This window comes from Pseudoalteromonas phenolica (genome assembly GCF_001444405.1).
In the GTDB taxonomy this organism is placed as follows: Bacteria; Pseudomonadota; Gammaproteobacteria; order Enterobacterales; family Alteromonadaceae; genus Pseudoalteromonas; species Pseudoalteromonas phenolica.
In genome coordinates this window covers 703,561-727,307 of record NZ_CP013188.1, presented here as the reverse complement: position 1 = coordinate 727,307, position 23,747 = coordinate 703,561, and the positions used below count along the sequence as shown (strand labels likewise).

General features: G+C 40.3%; 26 protein-coding genes. 21 read left to right on the top strand and 5 right to left on the bottom strand.

Annotated features, from left to right (window positions below; genetic code table 11):
- Window positions 1-62 precede the first annotated feature (62 nt).
- Both PP2015_RS20360 and PP2015_RS20355 read right to left on the bottom strand, forming a co-directional pair.
- Window positions 63-956: a response regulator transcription factor gene (locus tag PP2015_RS20360; protein WP_083496703.1), complete on the bottom strand. Its 894-nt coding sequence runs from the start codon at window positions 954-956 to the stop codon at window positions 63-65.
- On the bottom strand, window positions 949-4,323 hold the full coding sequence (locus PP2015_RS20355; RefSeq protein ID WP_058032319.1) for a hybrid sensor histidine kinase/response regulator: 3,375 nt from the start codon (window positions 4,321-4,323) through the stop codon (window positions 949-951). Before PP2015_RS20355 ends, PP2015_RS20360 begins: the two co-directional genes overlap by 8 nt.
- Window positions 4,324-4,576: 253 nt before the next feature.
- Between PP2015_RS20355 and PP2015_RS20350 the strand changes: the two genes are divergently transcribed.
- The 21 genes from PP2015_RS20350 (at window position 4,577) to PP2015_RS20255 (ending at window position 20,556) form a co-directional block, all read left to right on the top strand.
- Window positions 4,577-5,509: a porin gene (locus PP2015_RS20350; protein WP_058032318.1), complete on the top strand. Its 933-nt coding sequence runs from the start codon at window positions 4,577-4,579 to the stop codon at window positions 5,507-5,509.
- Window positions 5,510-5,536: 27 nt separating this feature from the next.
- Window positions 5,537-6,820 (top strand): urea ABC transporter substrate-binding protein, encoded by a 1,284-nt coding sequence (urtA, locus tag PP2015_RS20345; protein ID WP_058032317.1) that lies wholly within the window; start codon window positions 5,537-5,539, stop codon window positions 6,818-6,820.
- Between the two features lie 61 nt (window positions 6,821-6,881).
- Window positions 6,882-8,510 carry an urea ABC transporter permease subunit UrtB gene (gene urtB, locus PP2015_RS20340; RefSeq protein ID WP_058032316.1) on the top strand — a complete coding sequence of 543 codons (1,629 nt, stop codon included), beginning with the start codon at window positions 6,882-6,884 and terminating at the stop codon, window positions 8,508-8,510.
- 1 nt (window position 8,511) lies between these two features.
- Window positions 8,512-9,651 carry an urea ABC transporter permease subunit UrtC gene (gene urtC, locus PP2015_RS20335; protein WP_083496702.1) on the top strand — a complete coding sequence of 380 codons (1,140 nt, stop codon included), beginning with the start codon at window positions 8,512-8,514 and terminating at the stop codon, window positions 9,649-9,651.
- Window positions 9,645-10,496 (top strand): urea ABC transporter ATP-binding protein UrtD, encoded by an 852-nt coding sequence (gene urtD / locus PP2015_RS20330; RefSeq protein WP_058032315.1) that lies wholly within the window; start codon window positions 9,645-9,647, stop codon window positions 10,494-10,496. The genes urtC and urtD overlap by 7 nt, the downstream gene beginning before the upstream one ends.
- Window positions 10,493-11,188, top strand: coding sequence for an urea ABC transporter ATP-binding subunit UrtE (urtE, locus tag PP2015_RS20325; RefSeq protein WP_058032314.1), 696 nt, complete (start codon window positions 10,493-10,495; stop codon window positions 11,186-11,188). The genes urtD and urtE overlap by 4 nt, the downstream gene beginning before the upstream one ends.
- A 17-nt stretch (window positions 11,189-11,205) precedes the next feature.
- Window positions 11,206-12,117, top strand: coding sequence for an urease accessory protein UreD (locus PP2015_RS20320; protein ID WP_083496701.1), 912 nt, complete (start codon window positions 11,206-11,208; stop codon window positions 12,115-12,117).
- A 23-nt stretch (window positions 12,118-12,140) separates the two neighbouring features.
- Complete coding sequence (locus PP2015_RS20315) at window positions 12,141-12,443, top strand: urease subunit gamma (protein ID WP_058032313.1); 303 nt, start codon at window positions 12,141-12,143, stop codon at window positions 12,441-12,443.
- 22 nt (window positions 12,444-12,465) lie between these two features.
- Entirely contained in the window at window positions 12,466-12,771 is a 306-nt protein-coding gene (locus PP2015_RS20310; RefSeq protein WP_058032312.1) for an urease subunit beta, read from the top strand.
- Window positions 12,771-14,474, top strand: coding sequence for an urease subunit alpha (gene ureC / locus PP2015_RS20305; protein ID WP_058032311.1), 1,704 nt, complete (start codon window positions 12,771-12,773; stop codon window positions 14,472-14,474). Before PP2015_RS20310 ends, ureC begins: the two co-directional genes overlap by 1 nt.
- Before the next feature lie 17 nt (window positions 14,475-14,491).
- Complete coding sequence (locus PP2015_RS20300) at window positions 14,492-14,935, top strand: urease accessory protein UreE (RefSeq protein WP_058032310.1); 444 nt, start codon at window positions 14,492-14,494, stop codon at window positions 14,933-14,935.
- A 13-nt stretch (window positions 14,936-14,948) separates the two neighbouring features.
- Window positions 14,949-15,635, top strand: coding sequence for an urease accessory protein UreF (locus tag PP2015_RS20295; RefSeq protein ID WP_058032309.1), 687 nt, complete (start codon window positions 14,949-14,951; stop codon window positions 15,633-15,635).
- A 16-nt stretch (window positions 15,636-15,651) separates the two neighbouring features.
- On the top strand, window positions 15,652-16,266 hold the full coding sequence (ureG, locus tag PP2015_RS20290) for an urease accessory protein UreG (protein WP_058032308.1): 615 nt from the start codon (window positions 15,652-15,654) through the stop codon (window positions 16,264-16,266).
- A 10-nt stretch (window positions 16,267-16,276) separates the two neighbouring features.
- Complete coding sequence (locus PP2015_RS20285) at window positions 16,277-16,459, top strand: hypothetical protein (RefSeq protein ID WP_058032307.1); 183 nt, start codon at window positions 16,277-16,279, stop codon at window positions 16,457-16,459.
- Between the two features lie 363 nt (window positions 16,460-16,822).
- Complete coding sequence (locus PP2015_RS20280) at window positions 16,823-17,104, top strand: hypothetical protein (protein ID WP_227009263.1); 282 nt, start codon at window positions 16,823-16,825, stop codon at window positions 17,102-17,104.
- Window positions 17,105-17,115: 11 nt separating this feature from the next.
- Window positions 17,116-17,496, top strand: coding sequence for a hypothetical protein (locus PP2015_RS20275; protein WP_058032578.1), 381 nt, complete (start codon window positions 17,116-17,118; stop codon window positions 17,494-17,496).
- A gap of 325 nt (window positions 17,497-17,821) precedes the next feature.
- Complete coding sequence (locus PP2015_RS22155) at window positions 17,822-17,947, top strand: hypothetical protein (RefSeq protein ID WP_257720524.1); 126 nt, start codon at window positions 17,822-17,824, stop codon at window positions 17,945-17,947.
- A gap of 127 nt (window positions 17,948-18,074) precedes the next feature.
- Window positions 18,075-18,674: a Crp/Fnr family transcriptional regulator gene (locus PP2015_RS20270; RefSeq protein WP_058032305.1), complete on the top strand. Its 600-nt coding sequence runs from the start codon at window positions 18,075-18,077 to the stop codon at window positions 18,672-18,674.
- A gap of 91 nt (window positions 18,675-18,765) precedes the next feature.
- Window positions 18,766-19,392: a nitroreductase family protein gene (locus tag PP2015_RS20265; protein ID WP_058032577.1), complete on the top strand. Its 627-nt coding sequence runs from the start codon at window positions 18,766-18,768 to the stop codon at window positions 19,390-19,392.
- Complete coding sequence (locus PP2015_RS20260; protein WP_058032304.1) at window positions 19,389-19,841, top strand: DMT family transporter; 453 nt, start codon at window positions 19,389-19,391, stop codon at window positions 19,839-19,841. Before PP2015_RS20265 ends, PP2015_RS20260 begins: the two co-directional genes overlap by 4 nt.
- A 4-nt stretch (window positions 19,842-19,845) precedes the next feature.
- Entirely contained in the window at window positions 19,846-20,556 is a 711-nt protein-coding gene (locus PP2015_RS20255; protein WP_058032303.1) for a GNAT family N-acetyltransferase, read from the top strand.
- A 15-nt stretch (window positions 20,557-20,571) separates the two neighbouring features.
- Here PP2015_RS20255 and PP2015_RS20250 read toward each other — a convergent pair whose 3' ends face one another.
- From PP2015_RS20250 to PP2015_RS20240, 3 genes are all read right to left on the bottom strand, one after another.
- Entirely contained in the window at window positions 20,572-20,976 is a 405-nt protein-coding gene (locus PP2015_RS20250; RefSeq protein ID WP_058032302.1) for a GFA family protein, read from the bottom strand.
- 78 nt (window positions 20,977-21,054) lie between these two features.
- Window positions 21,055-21,924: an HDOD domain-containing protein gene (locus PP2015_RS20245; protein ID WP_058032301.1), complete on the bottom strand. Its 870-nt coding sequence runs from the start codon at window positions 21,922-21,924 to the stop codon at window positions 21,055-21,057.
- A 128-nt stretch (window positions 21,925-22,052) separates the two neighbouring features.
- On the bottom strand, window positions 22,053-23,618 hold the full coding sequence (locus PP2015_RS20240; protein WP_058032300.1) for a DEAD/DEAH box helicase: 1,566 nt from the start codon (window positions 23,616-23,618) through the stop codon (window positions 22,053-22,055).
- Window positions 23,619-23,747 lie beyond the last annotated feature (129 nt).

The window sequence follows — 23,747 nt, the reverse complement described above, 5'->3', positions numbered from 1 at the left end:
TTAGAAGTCATATCTTCCTTACTTATTTGCTATGACTCTGAGTAAGGAAGATAAATTGTAGATTACTCTTCAAGTAACCTAATTGATATTGCAGCTGCAGAAGTGCGATTATCAACTCCGAGTTTTTTGTAAATTTGCTCTAAATGTTTGTTTACCGTTCTTGGGCTCAATTCTAAAATTTGGGAAATTTCCCAGCTGGTTTTCCCATATGATAGCCAATACAAAACCTCTGACTCTCTTTGTGTTATGGGTAACCGTGCTTTTAGAACTTCCGCTGTTTTCTTTTCTTTCGCTTTACTTATTTTCAGTAAGTGTAACTCCCCTTGCTTTCTTTGATAACTCAAAGTTAAAGGGGAATCAAAACACCTAAGATCCAAGCTAGTGCGATTTTCAGAAGCTTCTAAAAGCCAATCTTTTAACGCATTTGATAGTGTCACCCAAGGTGTACTATCAAATTTAGAGATACTATCTATGAGCTCATAAACAAATGGTGTCGCCCATGACAAACAACCATTATCGTTTACACATAGTACATTACTGCCAGCATGATCAAGCGCATTCTGAGCGCTCAACGCTAATTTGGCAGTATGAATATGAGTCTTAATACGCACGATGACCTCATCGGGAGAAATTGGTTTTGTCACATAATCAATACCACCCGCTTCAAAGCCGTTCACAATATCTTCAACATCAGACAAACCTGTCATAAATATGATTGGAGTGTTAGGCAATATTTGTCTTAACCTTTTACATGTTTCAAAGCCATTCATTTCGGGCATGACGGCATCTAACAAAACAACATCTGGAGTCACTTTTTCCGCAATTGAAATAGCTTGGACCCCATTAAGTGCTACCAAAGGCGTGTAACCTTCGGTATTTAAAGCTACATTCAACATTCCAAGTGATTCTGGTGAATCATCAACAACCAGTACGACATCACTTATTTTATTATTCACAGCTTACCTCTCGTAAATACTCAACTATTTTTGGAAAATTGCACTGTTGCAAATATTGATTTAGCTTAGCCGTCACACCATCTGGGATAAAAAATGACGTTTCTATTTCTATTAATTTAGATTTAAACCCTGATAAATATCCAATTTCGGCCATTGCAATCAATTCCATATAATGCTCTTTTTTTGCTGGCATTTTGTTCGATTCAGCAAAGTCTGGTGTCGAATTAGACAAGGCTTGAATCTCAGGTTCTTTGTCAGACTGCCATTTAATCATCATTAACTGACCAATTTTAATCAGCAGTGTATTTAAGTTAATTGGTTTAGTTAAATACCCATTATGGTAGCCTTGAGCCGCGAGACTAGATTCATTATCTCTAGCATTTGCAGACACCATTAATACCGGTGTGTATAGGTTTTGTTTCCGCATTGTTTTAACCATTTGCCAGCCATCTTGCGCAGACATACGAACATCTAAAATAGCTAAATCGATCCGATTTTTATGTAAAATCTCCAACCCACTTTTTGCATCACTGGCTATTTTTAGTATAAAACCCAGAGGCGAAAGAAAATCTACAAGTAACTTTTGGTAATCTTTATCATCATCAACAATGAGAATAGCTTTACGCTCACCAAAATACCCTTTGGCTCGCAAGTTATCTTGCTCTAATGTTCTAACTTCATGATAAACAGAAGGCATCATTAACCTGATCCCGAATGTTGAACCTTTACCTAACTGACTGTCTAATGTGATTTCTCCACCCATGAGTTCAATTAAAGCGGAAGAGATCGTTAATCCCAACCCCGTTCCCCCAATGGCTTGATTATGAGTACTTCGGATCTGTTCAAAAGGTTGAAATATGCGCTTTTGATCTCTCGAAGAAATCCCTTCTCCTGTATCTTGAATACTGAAAGTCGCAACTTCATTTCGGTAGCTTACACGAAACGTCACGCTGCCTTTTTCTGTATATTTTATAGAATTAGACAACAGATTAATGAGCACTTGTCGAAAACGCTGCTTGTCAGTAATAACATAATCCGGAATATGCCCTGACGGTTGGTATCTGAAAGTTATGCCTTTTTTATCAGCATGCATTTGAAACATATCCACCAATTGTTGCAACATAGTTTTTAGATTGCACTCATCCCTATGTAAACATAAACGCCCTGCCTCAATTTTTGATAACTCTAATAACCCTTCAATAAGATCGGATAAGTGATCACCATTACGTTTAATGATTTTAAATGTGTCTATGTGCGATTGGGAAAGCCGGGTATCTTGGCAAAATAGTTGCGCATAACCAAGCATGACATTTAACGGGGTTCTTAATTCATGACTTAAGTTTGTCAGGTATCTGCTCTTCGCTTCGTTCGCCATTTCGGCAGCTTCTTTGGCCCCTTTTAGTTCTGATAATGTTTTATCATGAGCTGAAGCTTCTTCTGCAAGTGCTTTGGTATGTGCTCGCAACTCTTTGAGGGCTAAACGGTTACCGCGCCTAGCGAGCACAAATAACCAACTAACTACACCAATAATTATCAGTAGAACGAAAAAAACTTTGATAAGCGTATTTGCTATGACTTCCTTTGCTTGACCATCCAATGAAATTTGTTGATAAATTAAAAAGAAAATACCAGCACTGGTAAAACTTAACCCTAGAGTGACATATATCGACTGTGCCAATGGCCTTGATAATAGGTTTAACAACTTAGTCGATAAAAACCGTTTAAAGAAGCCATTCAGTTGATTCTTCATAACGCCTTTTGAACGACATTCATCGCCACATCGAACATCAAGTGAGCAACACAATGAACAAATGTTCTTATTATAAGCTGGGCAAAATGTCATATCCTCTTTTTCAAATGTGTTCTCACATATATGACATTTTGCTACGGTGGGCATATCATCTTGATTTGCTCTGACTAGGTAGTATTTTCCTTTTGTTAACCAACCTAAAAAAGGCACGATCATAAAAGGTAATAAGCACGAAATATAGGAAGCGAGTGCTTTAATTGCTTCACCTAAAATGCCAGCATGTGCAATAAAACCAGCCAATGCAGCTATGAACATTGACCCCACCCCAACCGGGTTAATATCAAATAAGTGTGACCGCTTAAACTCAATGTGCTTCGGACTAAGCCCCAATGGCTTATTAATTGTTAAATCTGCCACCACAGAGCTTAGCCAAGCTAGTACAATTACTGAGTACACGGTCAGCATTTTTTCAATAGTATGGTAAACCCCTAACTCCATAAGTAAAAAAGCTATGACCACATTAAAAATTACCCACACAACGCGCCCTGGGTGGTTGTGCGTTATTCTTGAAAAAAAGTTTGACCAAGCTAAAGAACCCGCATAAGCATTGGCGACGTTAATCTTTAGCTGGCAAATTACAATAAAAATACATGCCACAATTGCTGCAACGGTCGGTGACTCAAACACGAGTTTAAATACAAGGTTATACATATGTGCAGGATCATCGGCTAATTCAATCGCAACTCCTTGCTGTAAGGCAAAGTAAGCTAAAAACGATCCCAAAAATAGCTTAATCGCACCGACAATTATCCAACCAGGCCCTCCCGCGAGTAATGCTAGCCACCATTGCCACTTAGTTGCTTTCTTTTCTGCTGGCAAAAACCTCAAAATATCTACTTGCTCTCCTATTTGAGCAACTAACGAAAGCAAAACCGCAGAAGCTGAACCAAATAACAAAAGATTAAAGTTAGCTCCTCCATCTCCGGCACTACCTGTGAAATTAACCCATTCAGTAAAATTACTGTCTGCATGGGTGAGTAAAAAATAAAAAGGGAAAATTTGTAATAAAATCCAAAGTGGCTGAGTCCAAGCTTGGAAGCTACTTATATAAGAGATGCCATGCATCACCAAAGGCAAAATTACAATGGCACTAAAAAGATAAGCTATATGTACAGGCACACCCATCAATGAGTGCAGAGCCATCGACATTATTGATGCTTCTAGAGCAAAAAAGATAAACGTAAAAGATGCATAAATGAGAGACGCGATAGTCGAACCAATATAACCAAACCCAGCACCACGGCTGAGCAGGTCAATATCTACACCGTATTTAGCGGCGTAGTAGCTTATCGGTAATCCAAATAAAAAAATAACCGTTGTCACCGCTAAAATCGCCCAAGCGGCATTGGTAAAACCAAAATTTAAGGTGATAGCGCCGCCAATTGCCTCAAGCAATAAAAACGATGCGAAGCCAAGTGCTGTAATTGCAATACGATTAAGAGACCACTGTCTTGCACTTTTAGGTGTGTAACGTAATGCAAAGTCTTCCATCATTTCGTTTGCGACTAACTTATTATACGTTCGGCGGGTAGAGGTGATGTGTCGCCTTGTATTCATTTTAAACACGCTAATTGCAAAACAATCAATAAAAAGCAGCTCATTTTATTGCTCCTCAACCCTTAAAAGTAAAACCACACTTCACAGTACACAAATTACACAGTGATTGATATGCGTAGTTTTACGTAGGTAGTTGCGCGATTTTACGAATATTAAGTCTCCCCTAAAAAAAACATACTGAACTTACAGCAAATATTGCTTTTTAAACAATTTTAACTCTATCCAAATAAATCAACTTAGCGAGAAGTGACACATGAAGTTTTTAAAAAAGATGACAGCTACTGCAATAGCAACTCTACTTGCCTCCACAGCACAGGCGCAAGAATCTAAATTAGATTCCTTAAGCGTCTCGGGTTTCATCGATATGTCTTATTATTCAGTCGAACAAGACAAAGGGGCATCAGTGCATGAATTTGGTTTAGACCAAGTAGAACTTAATCTGGCATATCAATTTGACAGTAAATTATCTGCAAATGTCGATATCGAATATCAAAACTCTGATGAGGGCGTCGATTTAGAGCAAGCTTTTTTAAACTATTCACTCTCAGAAAACCTAACTGTTAAAGCGGGCCGTTTCCTAAGTTATTCAGGCTGGGAAACTGAAGAGCCAACTGGTTTATTTCAATATTCTGGTACCGGATATGCCCAGTACTTCTATGGCTACTATCAACAGGGTGTGTCAGCTATTTATAGCAGTGAAAAATTCGCTGTTGCAGTCTCAGTAGTCAATGACCTTGCAGGCCCTCAATCAACAGATTCTGAACACCCTGGTGTCGAAACCATGGTGGCATTTACACCTAACGATGCAGTCACAGTAAAAGGTTTTTATTCAAAAGATGGTGATGTTGAACTCATCAATACTTGGGCCAGTTACTCAGCCGAAAAGCTTACAGTGGCAGCAGAGTATAACCAAGCTGAGAATAGCGCTTTTTCTGGAAGCGACGCGTCGGGCTACCTAGTCATGGCAAATTATGCATTCGATGACTTTGGTTTTACGGTTCGATATCACGACTTCAGCGTAGAAGACGAGTTAGGCACGGTTGTAACCGAGCAGAGCAGTTTAACTCTTTCTCCTAGCTACGCAGTTAATGACAACTTACTCATGGTCTTTGAATACCGTATGGATGACAACGTTACAACCGCAGATGAAGACATTTTTGCAATCGAAGCACTACTTACTTTTTAAATTCAATCATCATTTAAGGATACACTCATGAACTTTAAACAGCTCATATTAGCAGGAACAATCTCTACCAGTTTGCTTGCAACCCAAGTGGCACTAGCAGCAGATACAATAAAGGTCGGTGTTTTGCATTCTCTTTCTGGCACCATGGCCATCAGTGAAACGACCCTTAAAGACACCGTGTTGATGATGATCGAGGAGCAGAACAAACGCGGCGGTCTGCTTGGAAAAAAATTAGAGCCTGTCGTTGTTGATCCAGCTTCTAACTGGCCTCTTTTCGCAGAAAAAACCCGTGAACTTTTGGCTAAAGAGAAGGTTGATGTAATTTTCGGTTGCTGGACATCTGTTTCAAGAAAATCTGTTCTACCTGTGATTGAAGAATTGAACGGTTTGATGTTTTACCCTGTGCAATACGAAGGCGAAGAGTCCTCTAAAAACGTATTCTATACTGGTGCAGCACCTAATCAACAAGCCATTCCTGCTGTTGATTACCTAATGAATGAGTTAGACACAACTCGATGGGTGCTTGCAGGTACAGACTATGTTTATCCGCGAACAACCAACAAAATCCTCAAAGCCTACCTTACCTCAAAAGGGGTAGCCGAAGAAGATATTATGGTGAGTTATACACCATTCGGCCATTCAGATTGGCAAAGTATTGTATCTGAAATTAAAAAGTTTGGATCTGAAGGTAAAAAAACAGCCGTAGTTTCGACCATCAATGGCGACGCAAATGTTCCTTTTTATAAAGAGCTAGGTAATCAAGATATTTCAGCTGAAGACATTCCTGTTATTGCTTTTTCAGTAGGCGAAGAAGAGTTATCTGGCTTTGACACAGCTCCACTAGTTGGTCACCTAGCTGCATGGAACTATTTCCAAAGTGTTGAAACTGAAGAAAACACAGCTTTCATCGCTAACTGGAAAAAATACATCAAAGACGACAAACGTGTAACCAATGACCCGATGGAAGCAACATATCTTGGCTTCAAAATGTGGGCAAAAGCGGTTGAAAAAGCTGGCTCAACAGAAGTCGAAGATGTCAGCGATGCATTAATCGGCATCACAGTGCCAAATTTGACCGGTGGCACCGCTGTGATGAACGCTAACCACCATTTATCTAAGCCAGTTTTAATTGGTGAGATTCAAGATGACGGTCAACTTGAAGTTGTATGGGAAACAAAAGGTACCGTAATGGGTGATGCATGGTCTGATTACTTACCAAGCTCAAAGCACCTTATCTCTGATTGGACAGCTCCAATTAAATGCGGCAACTACAACGTGACGACCGCGAAATGTTCTGGCCAGAGTTACTAAGTCTCTAACTAACAACGTGAGGCGTTTACTTTCAACGCCTCATCGTTTTAAGGATTTCCTAATGCTACGTTTTATATTACTTATTTTTGTATGCTTGGTGCCTACAACGAGTTGGTCCAACAACATATCAGAAATACAAGCTAGCACTTCAGATATAATTTTTACACCAGCTGTAAACAAATTATCTCAGGCAAAACTTAAAGATATGCCTGAAGTGGTAGAAAACATTTCTAATATTCAGGACCCGAGAACACGTGATGTGTTATCAGATCTGCTGAAAGGTCAGCTGTTTTATTTGAAGTCAAACAAACAATTGGTTCGTGCTATTAAAAACCAAGATGATCTGTATGATTTAATTGATATCTTTTCTGCACAACCGCTCGAAGCGCTTCCTAAATCTCATATAAAGAAGGTAAGAACAAACAACCGCGTTAGACAACTTATTCGCAGTAAAATCGCATATCTTGATCTCACTTCTAGAGACGATGAAGTGCGTTATCAAGCAGTAAAACAGGTGCTGGATAAGCCATCTGAAAATAGTTTAATGCTTATAAAAACACTGGCTATTGTAGAGAAAAATCAAGAAATCAAGGCGTTAATGGAAACAACGCTATTGATTGAACAGCTTTCAGTACCTGATCCAGATGAAAAGTTATCAGCCGTATTAAAACTTACAAACAACCTTGAACCTGCTGTAAAAGTTGCACTTCAAGCTGAACTAGATGTACTTGATGCTGACCGTGATCCTGTACTCAAGAGTGCAATCGAAGCCGCTCTAAACAACATTTCACAACAACAAAGCTTTTATTCAATTTTAGAAAATTTGTTTTTTGGGCTGAGCTTGGGTTCTGTCCTGTTACTTGCTGCAATTGGCCTTGCCATTACATTTGGTGTTATGGGTGTTATTAACATGGCACATGGCGAAATGATCATGCTTGGTGCATACACTACTTATGTAATTCAAACTCTTTTCCCTGAGCTTCTTAACTATTCATTATTAATTGCCGTCCCAGCCGCGTTTTTGGTGTCTGGTTTAGTTGGCGTGATGATAGAGCGAGGGATCATTAGGCATTTAAAAGGTCGACCTCTTGAAACCTTACTGGCCACATTTGGGGTAAGCCTAGTACTTCAGCAGCTTGTACGAAGCGTATTTTCACCCCTCAATAGAACCGTTGCATCACCAGAATGGATGAGTGGTTCATTACAAATAAATCCTGTTTTATCTCTTACTTATAGCAGGTTATATATCATCATATTTTCATTCATCGTATTTATCGCGCTACTTCTCATCTTAAAGAAAACATCTCTTGGTCTTCATGTGAGAGCGGTTTCTCAAAATCGAAATATGGCACGAGCGCTAAGCATAAAAAGCAACTGGGTGGATGCCATAACATTTGGTTTAGGATCAGGTATTGCTGGTGTAGCTGGGGTTGTTTTAAGCCAACTTACCAATGTTGGGCCTAATTTAGGGCAGGCTTATATTATTGATTCTTTCCTTGTCGTCGTCTTTGGCGGAGTAGGCAACCTCTGGGGCACACTAGTTGCGGCGCTGTCTCTTGGCGTTCTGAATAAAGTTTTGGAACCTCTTACCGGTACCGTTTTAGCCAGCATCATCGTACTGATTGGTCTTGTCTTATTTATCCAAAAACGACCAAAAGGTTTATTCCCACAAAAAGGACGGAGTGCATAATATGAATGCAATATTTGATAAAACAGAGTTATTCAACAAACTTTCAAGCTTGCACTATGTTATCGGCACACTCTTGGTTGCAACACTGTATGTGAGTATCTGTAACGTTGCATTCACTGAAGGCTCTTTCTTTCATGTAAGCAATTATACCGTTAGCCTTTTTGGCAAATACCTGTGCTACGCATTATTAGCTTTAGCTGTAGATTTAGTCTGGGGTTTTTGCGGTATTCTAAGTTTAGGGCACGGCGCTTTTTTCGCTCTAGGTGGCTATGCAATGGGCATGTACTTAATGCGCCAGATTGGTGACCGCGGTGTATATGGTCACCCTGAGTTGCCAGACTTTATGGTTTTTTTAAATTGGAATGAACTCCCTTGGTATTGGGCTGGTTCAGACAGCCCTATTTGGATGGTCATTACAGTATTAGCATTACCAGGCCTTCTTGCATTTGTCTTTGGCTCTCTAGCATTTCGCTCACGCGTCAGCGGTGTCTATTTATCTATTATGACCCAAGCTTTGACTTATGCACTCATGCTTGCATTCTTCAGAAATGAAATGGGCTTTGGCGGCAATAACGGCTTAACTGATTTCAAAGATATTTTTGGGTTCTCATTACAGTCAGACACAACTAAGTTGATGCTGTTTATATGCACGTCTATCGCACTCGCCTTTGGGTATTTAGTCAGCTATTTCATCATGCAGTCTAAAATGGGGAAAGTCGTAATGGCAATCCGTGATGCAGAAAATAGGGTCCGTTTTACCGGTTACCAACCTTACCAATACAAAGTCACTATTTTTGTTATTTCCGCCATGTTGGCCGGACTAGCAGGTGCTTTGTACGTCCCACAAGTGGGTATTATCAACCCCAGTGAATTCTCACCAATAAACTCTATCGAAATTGTAATTTGGGTTGCCATCGGTGGTCGCGGATCACTATACGGTGCCCTAATTGGAGCAATTATTGTTAGCTATGCAAAAACACGATTCACAGCAATTATGCCAGAAGCTTGGTTATTTGCTTTGGGTGGGTTGTTTATTTTAGTCACCCTACTTTTACCCAAAGGCATCGCCGGTATGGCCCCTAAGATCTATCAATCTTTGCAAACAAGAATGACGAAAAATAAGGAGTCAGAATCATGGTAAATCATTTTGACAATAGCTTTGCTGGCACAAAACAACCAGACACAAAACATGGTGTAATTTTATACGTAGAAGACGTCAATGTAAGCTTTGACGGTTTCAAGGCGCTTAACAACTTAAACCTTTATATTGGTGATGGTGAGTTACGATGTTTAATTGGTGCCAATGGAGCGGGTAAAACCACTTTGATGGATGTCATCACGGGGAAAACTCGACCCGACACTGGCACTGTACATTTTGGGCAGCAAATTGATTTATTGAAGCTTGATGAAGCTGAAATTGCCAATGCAGGGATCGGTAGGAAATTTCAAAAACCCACCGTTTTCGAAAACTTAACTGTTTTTGAAAATATTGAATTAAGCTTATCAGGCTGCAAATCTGTATGGTCCTCGCTATTTCATAAACTAAATGGTGAGCAACAAGATAGAATTATTGAAATTCTCCATATCATTGGTTTAGTTGCTGAGCGCTTTTACCCTGCAAGTCGATTATCTCATGGCCAAAAACAATGGCTTGAGATAGGTATGTTGTTAGCTTCTGAACCCAAATTGCTATTGGTTGATGAACCAGTTGCTGGAATGACCCCGCATGAAACCGAACGAACCGCCGAATTACTTACTTCTCTAGCAGGAAAGCATTCTGTTGTCGTTGTAGAACACGATATGGCCTTTGTTAGATCAATTGCCAAGACGGTTACTGTGTTACACCAAGGTTCTGTATTAGCTGAAGGCAGTATGCGAAACATCCAAATGAACCCTGAGGTGATTAGAGTTTATCTTGGTGAAGAATCAGCCCCCGAACAACCATCAACAAAACCTTCGGTTATTACAGAACTGGTGAAATCATGATCGAATTAAAAAGAGTGAACCAAAAATACGGTCAAACTCAAATACTCTGGGACCTAAACTTAAACATTCAAAAAGGAAGCCGAACTTGCATAATGGGTCGAAATGGAGTTGGTAAAACGACATTATTAAAGTCAATTATGGGGCTTCTGCCTATCAGCTCAGGCAGTATAGATATTAATCACAACCCCATGACAAAGCGCTCTGTCGAAGCGCGGCCAGAGGTTGGCGTAGGCTACGTCCCTCAAGGCAGAGATATTTTTGCTCAGCTCACAGTTGAAGAAAACCTAAAAATCGGGTTGAACTGCTCTCGACAAAAAAATAAGCATATTCCTCAATACATTTACGACCTATTCCCCGTGTTAAAAGAGATGCTTCATAGGCGAGGCGGAGACCTATCAGGTGGTCAACAACAGCAACTTGCGATAGCTCGTGCACTGGTTTTAAATCCAAACATTTTAATTTTGGATGAACCAAACGAAGGGATCCAGCCCAACATTGTTCAACTGATCAGAGATGTATTGATCAAGTTGAACGAAGAGCACGATATGACCATTGTGTTAGTTGAACAAAAGCTGCCATTTGCCAGAGCGGTAGGTGAAAAATATGTGCTCATGGAAAAGGGTCAAGTTGTCTCTTCTGGTGATATGGCCGCGTTAAGCGACGAGCTTGTAGACGAATTCCTAGCCGTTTAATAAATAAGAGTTATATTGTGTTAGAAGTAAACGTCAAATCTCAAACAATAAAGCAGCCAAGTACCAAAAGTGCTTGGTTTGCATATCTTTTATTAGAGTTTGAACACACTCGTGTAGGCACACAATTAAGCCGCTCGAAACGAATCGGTCCTCTAAGTATTCAAAGGGCATTTTACCCTGAAGGGAAAGACTGTTCCCATATTTACTTGTTACATCCACCAGCAGGTATTGTGTCTGGTGACAGTTTGTCAGTACACATCAAGAATCATGATCACGCTCATAGTTTAGTAACTACGCCAGGCGCAAATCGATTTTATAGAGCACGTGACGATTTAAACATCGGTGATCCTAAACAAGAACAAAACACAACGATTGAATTAGATAACAAAGCTGTTTGCGAACACTTTCCTCAAGAGACCATTATTTACTCAGGTGCATGCGCTTTTAACACCATTAATATTTCACTAAAAAAGCACAGCGTTTATTTGGGCTGGGATATTTCCTGTTTGGGTTTACCCCACTCTGGAAAACCTTTTAGTAAAGGTTCATTCACCCAGATAAATAAAATTAGCTGTGAAGGAAGGATAATTTATCACGATAGACTTTCCTTGAGCGCTAACTCTTCTGTTTTTCATCATAAAGCGGGATTAGATGGACGAAGTGTTTATGGCACTTTTTTGGCTTACGCCAGCAAAAATCAAATCTCTCAAGCAGAGCTAGAAAGCCTAATTACTCGACTCAGAGAGGTAGTCTGCACTGAAAATGCGCAAGACAAAATCAGCATTAGTCAACTCAGACAATTATTAGTGATCCGGTACTTGGGTGAGCACAGCGAAGAGTGCAAAAACTTGTTTCTGAAATTATGGCAGAACATTCGGCCACTCTACATAAACAAGTCAGCCACACTGCCTAGGATCTGGTTTACATAAATCAATTTTAACGAGTATTCACTATGGAATTATTACCCAGAGAAAAAGACAAGCTACTAATTTTCACTGCTGCATTACTTGCTGAGCGCCGATTGAATCGAGGCTTAAGACTTAATTACCCTGAAGCCATCGCCTTTATCAGCATGGAAATAATTGAAGGAGCCCGTGATGGAAAAACTGTTGCTGAGCTTATGGATTATGGCCGCACTCTTTTAACAAGGGAGCAAGTGATGGAAGGGATCCCATCCATGATCGCAGAAGTGCAAGTTGAAGCGACTTTTCCGGATGGAACCAAATTAGTCACTGTTCATAACCCTATTGTGTAGTCACCTATTTAAGGAGCTAAGTATGATCCCTGGTGAAATTATTTCAGAACCTGGCACTCACCAACTGAATTGCGACCGTCCCCGAATTCAAGTTGAAGTGGCAAATTCAGCCGACAGGCCAATCCAAGTTGGTTCTCACTATCATTTCTATGAAGTAAATCAAGCTCTGGTATTCGAACGTGAAACTGCAAAAGGGTATCGTTTAGACATTACTTCAGGTACAGCAGTGAGGTTTGAACCTGGTCAAATTCGTACTGTGACCCTTATCCCCTTTCAAGGTAAAAAAACAATTTTTGGCTTTAGAGCCCTAATCCAAGGAGCACTGTGATGGCTGATATCGATAAACATGCATATGCAAAAATGTTTGGCCCAACTTTAGGTGACAAAGTCAGGCTTGGTGATACAGAGTTATGGTTAGAGGTCGAAAAAGACTTCACCAACTATGGCGAAGAAGTAAAATTTGGAGGGGGTAAAGTTATCAGGGATGGTATGGGACAAAGTCAGGGTTCTTGTTATGACACACCTGATTTAGTCATTACCAATGCGACTATATTGGATTATTGGGGCATCGTAAAAGCAGATATTGGTATCAATTCTGGTCGCATCTGCGCTATAGGCAAGGCTGGTAACCCTGACATACAAGATGGTGTAAACATAGAAATAGGCCCCGGCACTGAAATCATCGCTGGAGAAGGCCAAATTGTAACAGCTGGCGGCATTGACGCACATATTCATTTTATCTGCCCGCAACAAATAGAAGAGGCACTCATGTCAGGTGTCACTACCATGATCGGTGGTGGTACAGGTCCTGCAACAGGATCAAATGCAACCACATGTACCCCAGGTCCATGGAATATTCATAAAATGCTGCAGGCGACAAATGATTTTCCTATGAATTTTGGTTTTTTAGGAAAAGGAAACGCCAGTTTACCTTTGGCAATTGAAGAACAAATCGAGGCTGGTGTGTGTGGCCTAAAACTTCACGAAGATTGGGGCACAACACCGTCGGCAATTGATAACTGTTTAAGTGTAGCAGAGCAATATGATGTACAAATTGCAATCCACACAGATACCTTGAACGAGTCAGGTTTTGTTGAGGACACACTCGCAGCTTTTAAAGGGCGAACAATTCACACATACCATACTGAAGGCGCCGGAGGCGGTCACTCACCCGATATTATTCGAGCTTGTTCAGAAGCCAATGTACTTCCATCATCTACAAACCCTACCCGACCATATACTGTAAACACCATTGATGAACATTTAGATATGTTGATGGTTTGTCACCATCTAGACCCATCTATTCCTGAGGATATTGCATTTGCCGATTCAAGGATCCGAAAAGAGAGTATTGCTGCCGAAGACATCATGCATGATTTAGGTGCAATCAGCATGATAGCTTCAGACTCTCAAGCAATGGGACGTGTTGGGGAAATGATCACTCGTACTTGGCAAACAGCCCATAAAATGAAAGTTCAACGTGGCCCTTTGAGTCCAGACACAGAACGTAATGATAACTTTCGATTAAAAAGATATGTGTCTAAATACACCATTAACCCCGCAATTAGCCACGGGATAAGTCATGAAGTGGGGTCGGTAGAGGTTGGGAAACTGGCCGATCTTGTACTTTGGAAACCGGCATTCTTTGGCATAAAACCAGCGATGATCCTCAAATCCGGTTTAATCGCAGCAGCACCAATGGGTGATGCAAACGCTTCAATTCCTACTCCTCAACCTGTGTATTACAGACCCATGTTTAGCAGTTATGGTTCTGCACCCGCCAAAACATCAATCACTTTTATGTCACAAGCATCCATTGACTTAGGCATCCCCCAAAAGATTGGCCTCACTAGACACATCAGCGCTTGTAAAAATACTAGAAATATTTCTAAGGATGACATGATCCACAATAACTGGCAGCCAGATATTCAAGTTGACCCAGAAACATATGAAGTTCGAGCAAATGGCACATTGCTTACTTGTGAGCCAGCAACAGAATTGCCACTCGCTCAACGTTACTGTCTGTTTTAATCATTAGAGGTTTATACATGTTAAAAGCATCTGAAAGAGTGAATAATAGCGAAGTCGAAGTAGATGATTCTGTTACCCTAGACTTCGATACACGCAAAAAAGTAAGAATAAAAAGTAGAACGGATAATGGTTATGACCTAGGTATATTTTTACAAAGGGGCCATCCATTATTTATTGGCGACATTCTCAAAACAGACTGTGGGTTACACATTGAAGTGAAGGGACTCCCTGAGGAAGTATCTACTGCATACGCAACAGACTGGGATACCTTCTCGAAAATCTGCTACCACCTAGGCAATAGACATACAATCTTGCAAATCGGTCTATTGTGGGTCAGATACAAGCCCGATCATGTGCTAGACGAACTTTGCGAGAAGTTCGGCCTGTCAATTAATCATACGTTGGCGATTTTTGCTCCTGAAACTGGTGCTTACCATACTCATGCACACTCTCATAATTAAGTAGGGTCACATAATGCAATTTGATCCAATTAAGCTCAGCCATCTACTTCAATTATGCAGTGCAAATTTACCTGTTGGCGGTTTCTCGTTTTCTCAAGGACTCGAGTTTGCTGTCGAACAGGGCTGGGTCAGCTCAGAACAAAGTACTCTGTCATGGATAATTATCAATTTAGAAAATGCCTTAGCTCAAGTCGATTTACCACTTTTGAAACGCTTATTGGATGCACTTCAAAATAAAGACTTAGTGACTTTCATGCGATGGAATGATCACTCTCTAGCATCTCGTGAAAGCCATGAGCTATTACTGGCAGATCTAGCAATGGGCAGTGCTTTAATTCGTTTACTCAAAAACTTGAATGACATAGAACTGAGTGAACTTTCTGAAATCAGCCAATTAAATGAAGTTAGTTTTGTGAGTGCTTTTGCGTTGGCAGCTTATACGTTTGATATTGACCCACTAGAGGCTCAAAGTGGCTATTGCTGGACATTCATTGATAACCAAGTTGCAGCAGCAACTAAATTAGTGCCTTTGGGCCAGACTCAAGCACAAAACCTACTTTTTAAGTTAGCTGATCAGATCCCTAAATCTTTAGTCAAAGCAAACCATTTAAAAGATGATGAAATCGGTGCAAGCCTGCCTCACCTTGCGATGGCAAGCGCATGGCACGAAACACAATATTCGAGACTTTTTAGATCTTAAATTAAGGTAAAAATTAATGAATAAACACATTTTAAGAATTGGAGTTGGCGGTCCTGTGGGTTCAGGAAAAACAGCTTTATTACGTCAACTTTGTTTAACTTTAAGGGATAAATACAACATTGCTGTCGTCACAAATGATATATATACACGTGAAGATGCAGAGTTTCTAACACGTAACCAAGCACTCTCTCCCGATAGAATTATGGGTGTTGAAACTGGTGGTTGTCCTCATACTGCAATCAGAGAAGACGCATCTATGAATTTAGCTGCTATCGACGAGTTGCAATCGAGACATCCCAATCTTGATTTTGTGCTCGTTGAAAGTGGCGGTGACAACCTCAGCGCGACATTTAGTCCCGAATTGTCTGACTTAACCATCTATGTCATCGATGTTTCTGCAGGTGACAAAATTCCGCGCAAAGGGGGCCCTGGTATCACAAAGTCAGACTTATTAGTCATTAATAAAATTGACGTTGCGGACCTAGTAGAGGCTTCATTGCAAATAATGGAAAAAGATACTCTGAAAATGCGCGGCGATAAACCTTTCGTATTTAGCAATATGAAAACGCAACAAGGTCTAAATGACATTATTACCTTCATTGAAACTGAAGGCATGTTAACTATTGATTAAGGAAACCAAAATGAAAACTTTATTTTTTATCTTTACGCTGCTCTTTACAAACCTAACCATAGCACACGAAGATCACTTTTTAGGAGACGGTATACTTCATCGCCTATTTCATATCTTGTTTGTCACTATTTTAATTGCTGTCATTGTAAAAGCGGTACGTTATTACAAATTCAAAAAGTCAGAAAAACTGTAGAACACACTACTATATCGGTATATTTGGTAACATACGAAAAATGGAAACTTTTCTTAATAGACCACTCGCGCACATAAGAAAATGAATTATCTTATGTGCCCTTTCGAAACTGACTTTGTGTAAAAAGCTATTGAAGTAAATTAAGTTACATTGAAATTTCAAACTTTTTATAGCAAAAGACCATAAAGCACATGATAGCGCTATACAAAAGAGGTAGGATCAAAGACGTTAGAACGCCTCGTACATTCATACTTCAAAGGAATCGATATTTTTAATAAAGCCCAACTCTTTACCGTTTTACTATGCACATATTTCATTGGTGCGTTTGCTTGCTTTTTATTACATGGCTTTTTTGCAATTCCTGTGGTTTTATCTGCAAGTCTCCCTGCATTTATCGCAAGCTTCGTTCCAAGCAATAAAACACTTGCTCATCACCCTCATGCAACCTTATATGCTGGCTGTTTCAGTGGCATGTGTTCTGCTGAGCTAATTGAAAGCATGTGGGCATTATCGTTTATCTGCTTAATTGGTACCTTGCTTTATGTATCGAGCATACGCCTGTTCAGTGGCTTTGGCGGTCGCCTAGGCGGAATTGCATTTACCTCGGTCGCTATATTTGTACTTACTCGACAGGTATTAATGTAATGCTTAATTCAATTTCTATTGACCTGCTACTTATCTCTTTATTGGGTGCAATCTCAACCTACCTGTTAGCAAAACGAAACCGCTTTGATGCCATACGTGCATCGAGCTGCTTATCTATTTTAGCCTATGGTATTTTCCACCTAATTGACTTGAACACAGAACTTTATAGCTTGGTATTTTTTGGCAGTACTTTTGTTGGCATGAGTGCTCCTGTTCGGTTTGGTATTGAAAGCATCTGTTTATCTGCGGTTTTATTTGCCCTATTTTTTGAGTATCTCATCCCTCACTTAACAGGATTCGGGGGCGCGCTTGGGATCAGTGCATTCTTGTCAGTATGTCTTTCCCATATTGCTTTTCTACTACTAGCAAAGATAAAAAGCTTTGCACCCTAACCTTTAAAAAATTAACATAAAATTCAAAAGCTTAAAAACAACACACACACAAAACACTCACCTAAATCTTTGCCCACCATATTTACCACTACCAATTTACTTTTATATCTAATTATTTATTAAGAATATAAATTAAAGTCACACGCACAAGAATGCCATATTAAAAAATATAAAAAACAATTTTAAAACATCAACTTAATAGAAAACAAGCACAACATTAGAACTCTTATCTTCTCACTGTAACAAAAAGATCAAAAAACAACCTTGATAATTCGAACTCTAATTATTAGACTAGTAAACGAATAAACAAAACAAAGAGGAAATCATGAATACTTCTAAAAGCCTTACAGAGCTTGTCTGTTTCTATACCATTCTTTCTGTTGGTTATGTTTTCGCTATCTGCTCTGAAATCGTAAACTATAACCCTAAGTGGTCTCACTCGAACCGCTAATTATAGTATGGCCAGTTCGCTGGCCTCCAAATCCCCCCTAATTTATAAACTGACTTCCATCAAATTCTTACTAATTCTCTTTTAAGTTGTTATAGTCAAAGCCTCTACATTATCTAGGTTTATCTCATTGCAAGCTGCATTTACCCATTTAGAGCAAATACTTAAACAATACGCGCCATTATCAGAGCAAACTTTAAAACGCTACTTTAGTGCCTGCCAGTATACTCGTATTGCTAAAGGCACAACCTTGTATGCCATAGGTGAAACACCCAGTAGTTTTGCCTTTATTCATAAAGGGTTGATGCGCGCTTATTTGATAGATGAGGAAGGTAATGAATTTAATAAAAACTTCTTTGCTGAAGGACGTTTTCCAGGCTCAATGAGTGCCTTACTAAAGAATGAAACCAGTTTTTTAGCCATAGAAGCACTCGAAGACTGTGACATCATAACCATAGATTTTAAACAGTTTCGCCGTGAGTTGTTTGCTGATAGTGAGCTCATGGCATTTCATATCAACTATTTAGAGCAACATTGGCTGTTAGAAAAAGAGCCAAAAGAAATAGGATACTTACAACACGAAGCAAAACAGCGATATATGATGTTTTTAGACAAATACGAAGCTATTTTGTCTAGACTTCCTCAGTATCATATTGCCAGTTATCTTGGGATCACGCCTACCCAGTTGAGTCGTATTAAAAAAGATCTAAATAACCTAAGCGTTGGTTAAATATTTAATTGCTTTTATCAACATATGTAAAGGCGTTCAAAGTTCAGCTTTCATAAACTTACCACATCAACCACATGCAGGAATGAAAGCTATGAACTATTTAGATGCACTAAACTGGCGCTACGCAGTAAAAGAATTTTCAAACCAGACTTTATCGCAAACACAAATTGATGGCTTAGTTGAGAGCGTCAGACTCAGTGCCAGCGCTTATGGTATGCAACCTTACAAACTTTTAATTGTTGAAAGTGCAGCACTTAAAAATGCCTGCATACCGTTTAGTTACGGGCAAAACAAAGTAGCAGAGTGCTCACATTTATTAGTATTGGCGAATTACACCGAGATCCCGGCTGACGCTATCAACACTTATATTCGTGAGCTTGCGGTATCTCAAGGCAAAGAAGCTGAAGCATTATCAGCTTATAAAGACATTATCTCGCAAGACATTTTGAGTAGAACGTCAGCAGAGCAGAAAATTTGGGCAGAACAGCAATGCTACATCGCACTGGGCAAACTCCTCAGTTACGCAGCAATGCATCAAATTGATGCAGGCCCTATGACAGGATTTGATACTCAAGGTATCAACCAAGTGCTTGGGCTCGATAAACAAGGGCTCAATGCCGCTATTCTTTGTCCTGTCGGTATTCGCAGTAAAAATGACACCATAGCAACTCGGCCTAAATTTCGAAAAACAACCGAGCAGTTGGTGATAACATTATGAATTCGCTCGGTATGCTGGCAATTCTTGCTGGCGGCTGCATTGCAATTCAGGCAGCCATGAATGCAAGACTCGGGGTACACTTACACAGCGCGCTACTCGCCACAAGTTTTGCGTTTTTAGCCAGCTTTGTGCTTATCACTAGCTTTATTGTGCTCAGCCAGTTTAAGACGCTGCAAATCACTTATAACAACATACAGCTGGCAAGTGTGCCATGGTATTTGTGGTTTTCTTGCGCGTTGAGTGTGGTCGGTGTCGGTGCTATGTATTGGCTCATTCCAAAAATGGGCGCGGGTATGATGATGAGTTATGCCCTCACTGGCCAGCTTGTTATCGCCATGCTGATCAGCCATTTTGGACTATTTGAAACCCCACAAAAACTCATAACCAGTAGCAAACTATTAGGCAGCACGCTGCTCATCGTCGGCATTATTTTAATTAACAGGGACTAAGATCATGACTTCAGAACTTGCAAAAAACTTACAGAATTTAGACGCCTTTTGGTCTGCAATGGCACACAGCCCTGAGCTAAAAAATGAGCAGCAAAAGGAGCAAAAAAGCGAACCACTAAAAATACATACCAATTGGCCGAATAAAGCTTGGCAGGCCGACTTCGGTTTAGATTACTCAGAAAAAGCGCATCCAATACCCGCAGGAAAATCTAGTGTGACGATTTTAAAGCCTGCGGAGCATAGTACAAAGCAAGTAAAAATGTCACTGCGAGCCATGTTTTTGCCTTTGGATAAGGCACACTTTAATGGGTCAAACCAAGTTGAAGTGTTAACTCAGCCAGATGACTTACCATCTTGGGCTCAAGCTTGTTCAAACGCATTTGGTTATAGCATTGCGCCAGAAGCTCTGTTACCTCTACTCACAAACCCAAATGCTACTTTGTTTTCTTATATGGTTAACGGGACCATAGCTGGCACCGCCATCGCGTTTCAAAGTAATGACGTGATGGGCGTGCATCAAGTAGGTGTCGATCCTAATTTTAGAGGCCAAGGCATAGCAAAAACACTTATGCATCACCTGGTTGATTTTGCTAAGCGCCAAGATACTCGCTTAATGACGCTACAAGCTTCAAAAGCAGGTTTACCACTTTACCAACAAATGGGATTCAGCTTACTCGCTGAGGTTTATCACCTAGAGCCCAGCCAAGCAATCTAGATCACATTCAAATTCTTATTGCCGGTTAGGCTCGTGAGCTTCGTAATGGGGTAAATCTTGATTTAGGCTATCCCAACACGCTTTTGATGTTACGAAGTTATGAGAGATTGGGCGCTCTGTGATGTCAGAATCTAAAATGCCTAGTCTTAACCGGTAACGGCTCAGATCAGCTTCATTTGAACTATAAATAGGTGATGCACAAGTCTTACAAAAATGCCTTTTTCTGCCCGGCTTCATCTCGTAAAAGCTTATATTTTCAGCGCCAGCAGTGATTTTAAATTCACTCGCATTAACAAAGCCATTAGTAGCAAATGCAGTACCGCTCGATTTACGACACAAAGAACAATGACAGTGAATAATAGAACTGATCTGCCCTACTTCAATTTTAACCGCGCCGCATAAACAGCTTCCCTGATACATGCTTACCCCTCTTTAAAAAACCGCTAAAGTTTAACGCTAGTTATAATAAAGAGAATTTGCGCAAAGCAAAACCGAAAGTTAGTTTAAAAGCTGATTATATAACTCATGCGCTTGCTCAAGCGCAGCCTTTCCATCATCCAATGCTTTAATTGAATTAAGGTGTGCTCTGGCCCAATTAGCTAAGGCTGGTATTTTTTTTATTTCTTGTATGACGGTTTTTTTTGTCACACCTTGCATGTTGTAAACCATTTCACTACAGAGATCGGCCAATTGAATCACTCTGATGAGGTGATTTATTTGTTCTGCGTCTTTCATTTGTTCAGCTAATTCATAGTGGTGATGGCGTGCAACTACATTAGAGATAAGTTTGGGTACACCCCATTGATGGCAGATTAACTCTGATAAATTGGCATGTGACTCTTTAAATAAATTCTTTTCTGCCTCAACATGCTGAGCTGGTGTTGACCATACATAATCGTCAATATGGTTAAACTGTTCTTGGCTCACTTGAAAGCGAAGAAATAAGCCCAAATCGTGAAGTAAGCCGGCCAAATATGCTTGTTCGGGTTTAATGTTGCATTCATTCAAATGACTAGCTATTAACCTAGCTAAACAAGCGACTTCAATTGAGTGCTGCCAAAGCCTTTTTTCTGACATTGTGACTGGTAGAAATACCTTAGTGACCGCAATAGAAGCCAATAAATTATGGATTTGATCTATACCAATCCTAATAACCGCATCGTGAATATTAGTGATGGGTTGGTGAGTGCCAAATAAGGCGCTATTGCTTAATTTTATAGTCCGTAATGCAAACGTGGGGTCGGACTCTGCTAGATAGATAACTTTGTTGAAATAGTCAGGATCATCAACAGACAAAGACAAGAGTTGAGCTATCACACTCGGCAACATAGGTATGTTGTTTATTTGTTTTGCTAGCGCATTCGTCATATAACATCCTCAAAACAAAGCCCATACTAAAAGTATAGGCCTTGATTCAAATAACTAACAAAATGCTTTAGTGTGAATTTATATCAATCCTCTTAATTAAGTGATCTATTTTGAGCAATGGTATTAAGCTACCCACGCGTATTTCGGTAACTGCTTCTTTTTGGTTTGTTCGCACTATCATTGCTGCCATTTCTCGAACGACCACCACTGCTTGGGCGATTACTATTATTTGAGCGATTAGAGTTATTCGCTTTCCCCTGCTCACTGCGTTGTCCTTGACCGCTCGGCTTGTTGTTTCCATTTTGCGGTTTGCGATTCCCCGAGTTGGGCTTATTTCTACGCGGTTTATTTGCGTTCGATTTATCACCTTCTACGCGATTACCTTGCGACCTAGGCTTTGACTTCGGCTTAGCTGCGTTGCTTGAATTTGGTTTAGCTTTACTTTGCTGATTGCCTGTTGACGCTTTTGCCTGTTCACCATCTACTTGCTTAGGTTTTTTCGGTTTCTTAGGCTTTTTCTTTTTCAGCGGACGTGTGTCTAGCTTAGATTCTGGCACTGGGTTTTGCGGTTCAAACCCCGGCTCAATTTTACGCGGAATAAGCTCTTGAATGAGTCGTTCAATCCCAAATAAATCATCGGCATCTTCATGTGTTACAAACGATACAGCCTCGCCAGTTGCGCCTGCGCGACCAGTACGGCCAATCCGGTGAACGTAATCTTCATACACATTCGGTAAATCGAAGTTCACTACATTTGGTAGCTCTTGAATGTCTAAACCGCGGGCAACAATGTCTGTTGCCACCAGCACACGCACTTCGCCATCTTTAAAACCCGCGAGGGCTTTCATCCGAGCGTTTTGGCTTTTATTACCATGAATAGCTGCTGCCGCAATTTTTGCTTTTTCTAAATCGCGAACCAAACGGTTTGCACCGTGCTTAGTGCGAGTAAAGACAAGCACCTGTTGCCAATTATGAGTTTTCACTAAATGCTTTAGTAACCCAGTACGTTTGCTTCTATCAACTTCATAAACGCTTTGCTCAATGCTTTTCACTGTGCTGTTCGCTGGGGCCACTGAAATCTCAACCGGATCGTTGATAAGGCCTTTTGCCAGTTCACGAATTTCATCAGAGAAAGTCGCAGAAAACATTAAATTTTGACGGTTTTTAGGAAGCAACTTAATCACACGCTTAATGTCGTGAATAAAGCCCATGTCTAACATGCGATCGGCTTCGTCTAGAACGAATAACTCTAATCTGTCGAACTTGATGGCATTTTGCTGGAATAAATCCAGTAAACGGCCTGGCGTTGCGACTAGTATGTCTGCACCACGACGCAACTTCATCATTTGCGGGTTAATTTTCACCCCGCCATACACAACCTGTGTCGACAGATTTAAATGCTGAGAGTAAGTTTCAACATTCTGCCAAACCTGATCAGCAAGCTCGCGTGTCGGTGTTAATACCAATGCACGTACTTGATTCGCTCTGGCTTTATCCCCTTTACTCAGTAGTTCAAGCATAGGCAGTGTAAAGCCTGCCGTTTTACCTGTACCCGTTTGCGCGGCAGCCATCACATCTCTGCCCTCTAAAACGGCAGGAATAGCTTGTGCTTGAATGGGAGTTGGTTGGGTATAACCTTTGTCGGTTAAAGCTTGAAGAATATTTTGGGATAAAGCGAGATCAGAAAATTGCATATATTTACTCAAATTTGTAAGGCGATGCAGGGTACAGGATCGCAGCTAATTTAGCAAAAAGAGAATGTGGATTATTCAAGCAGTATAGACTCTGAGCACCTGAAATCGACTTTCAAGTGCTCTAAAACG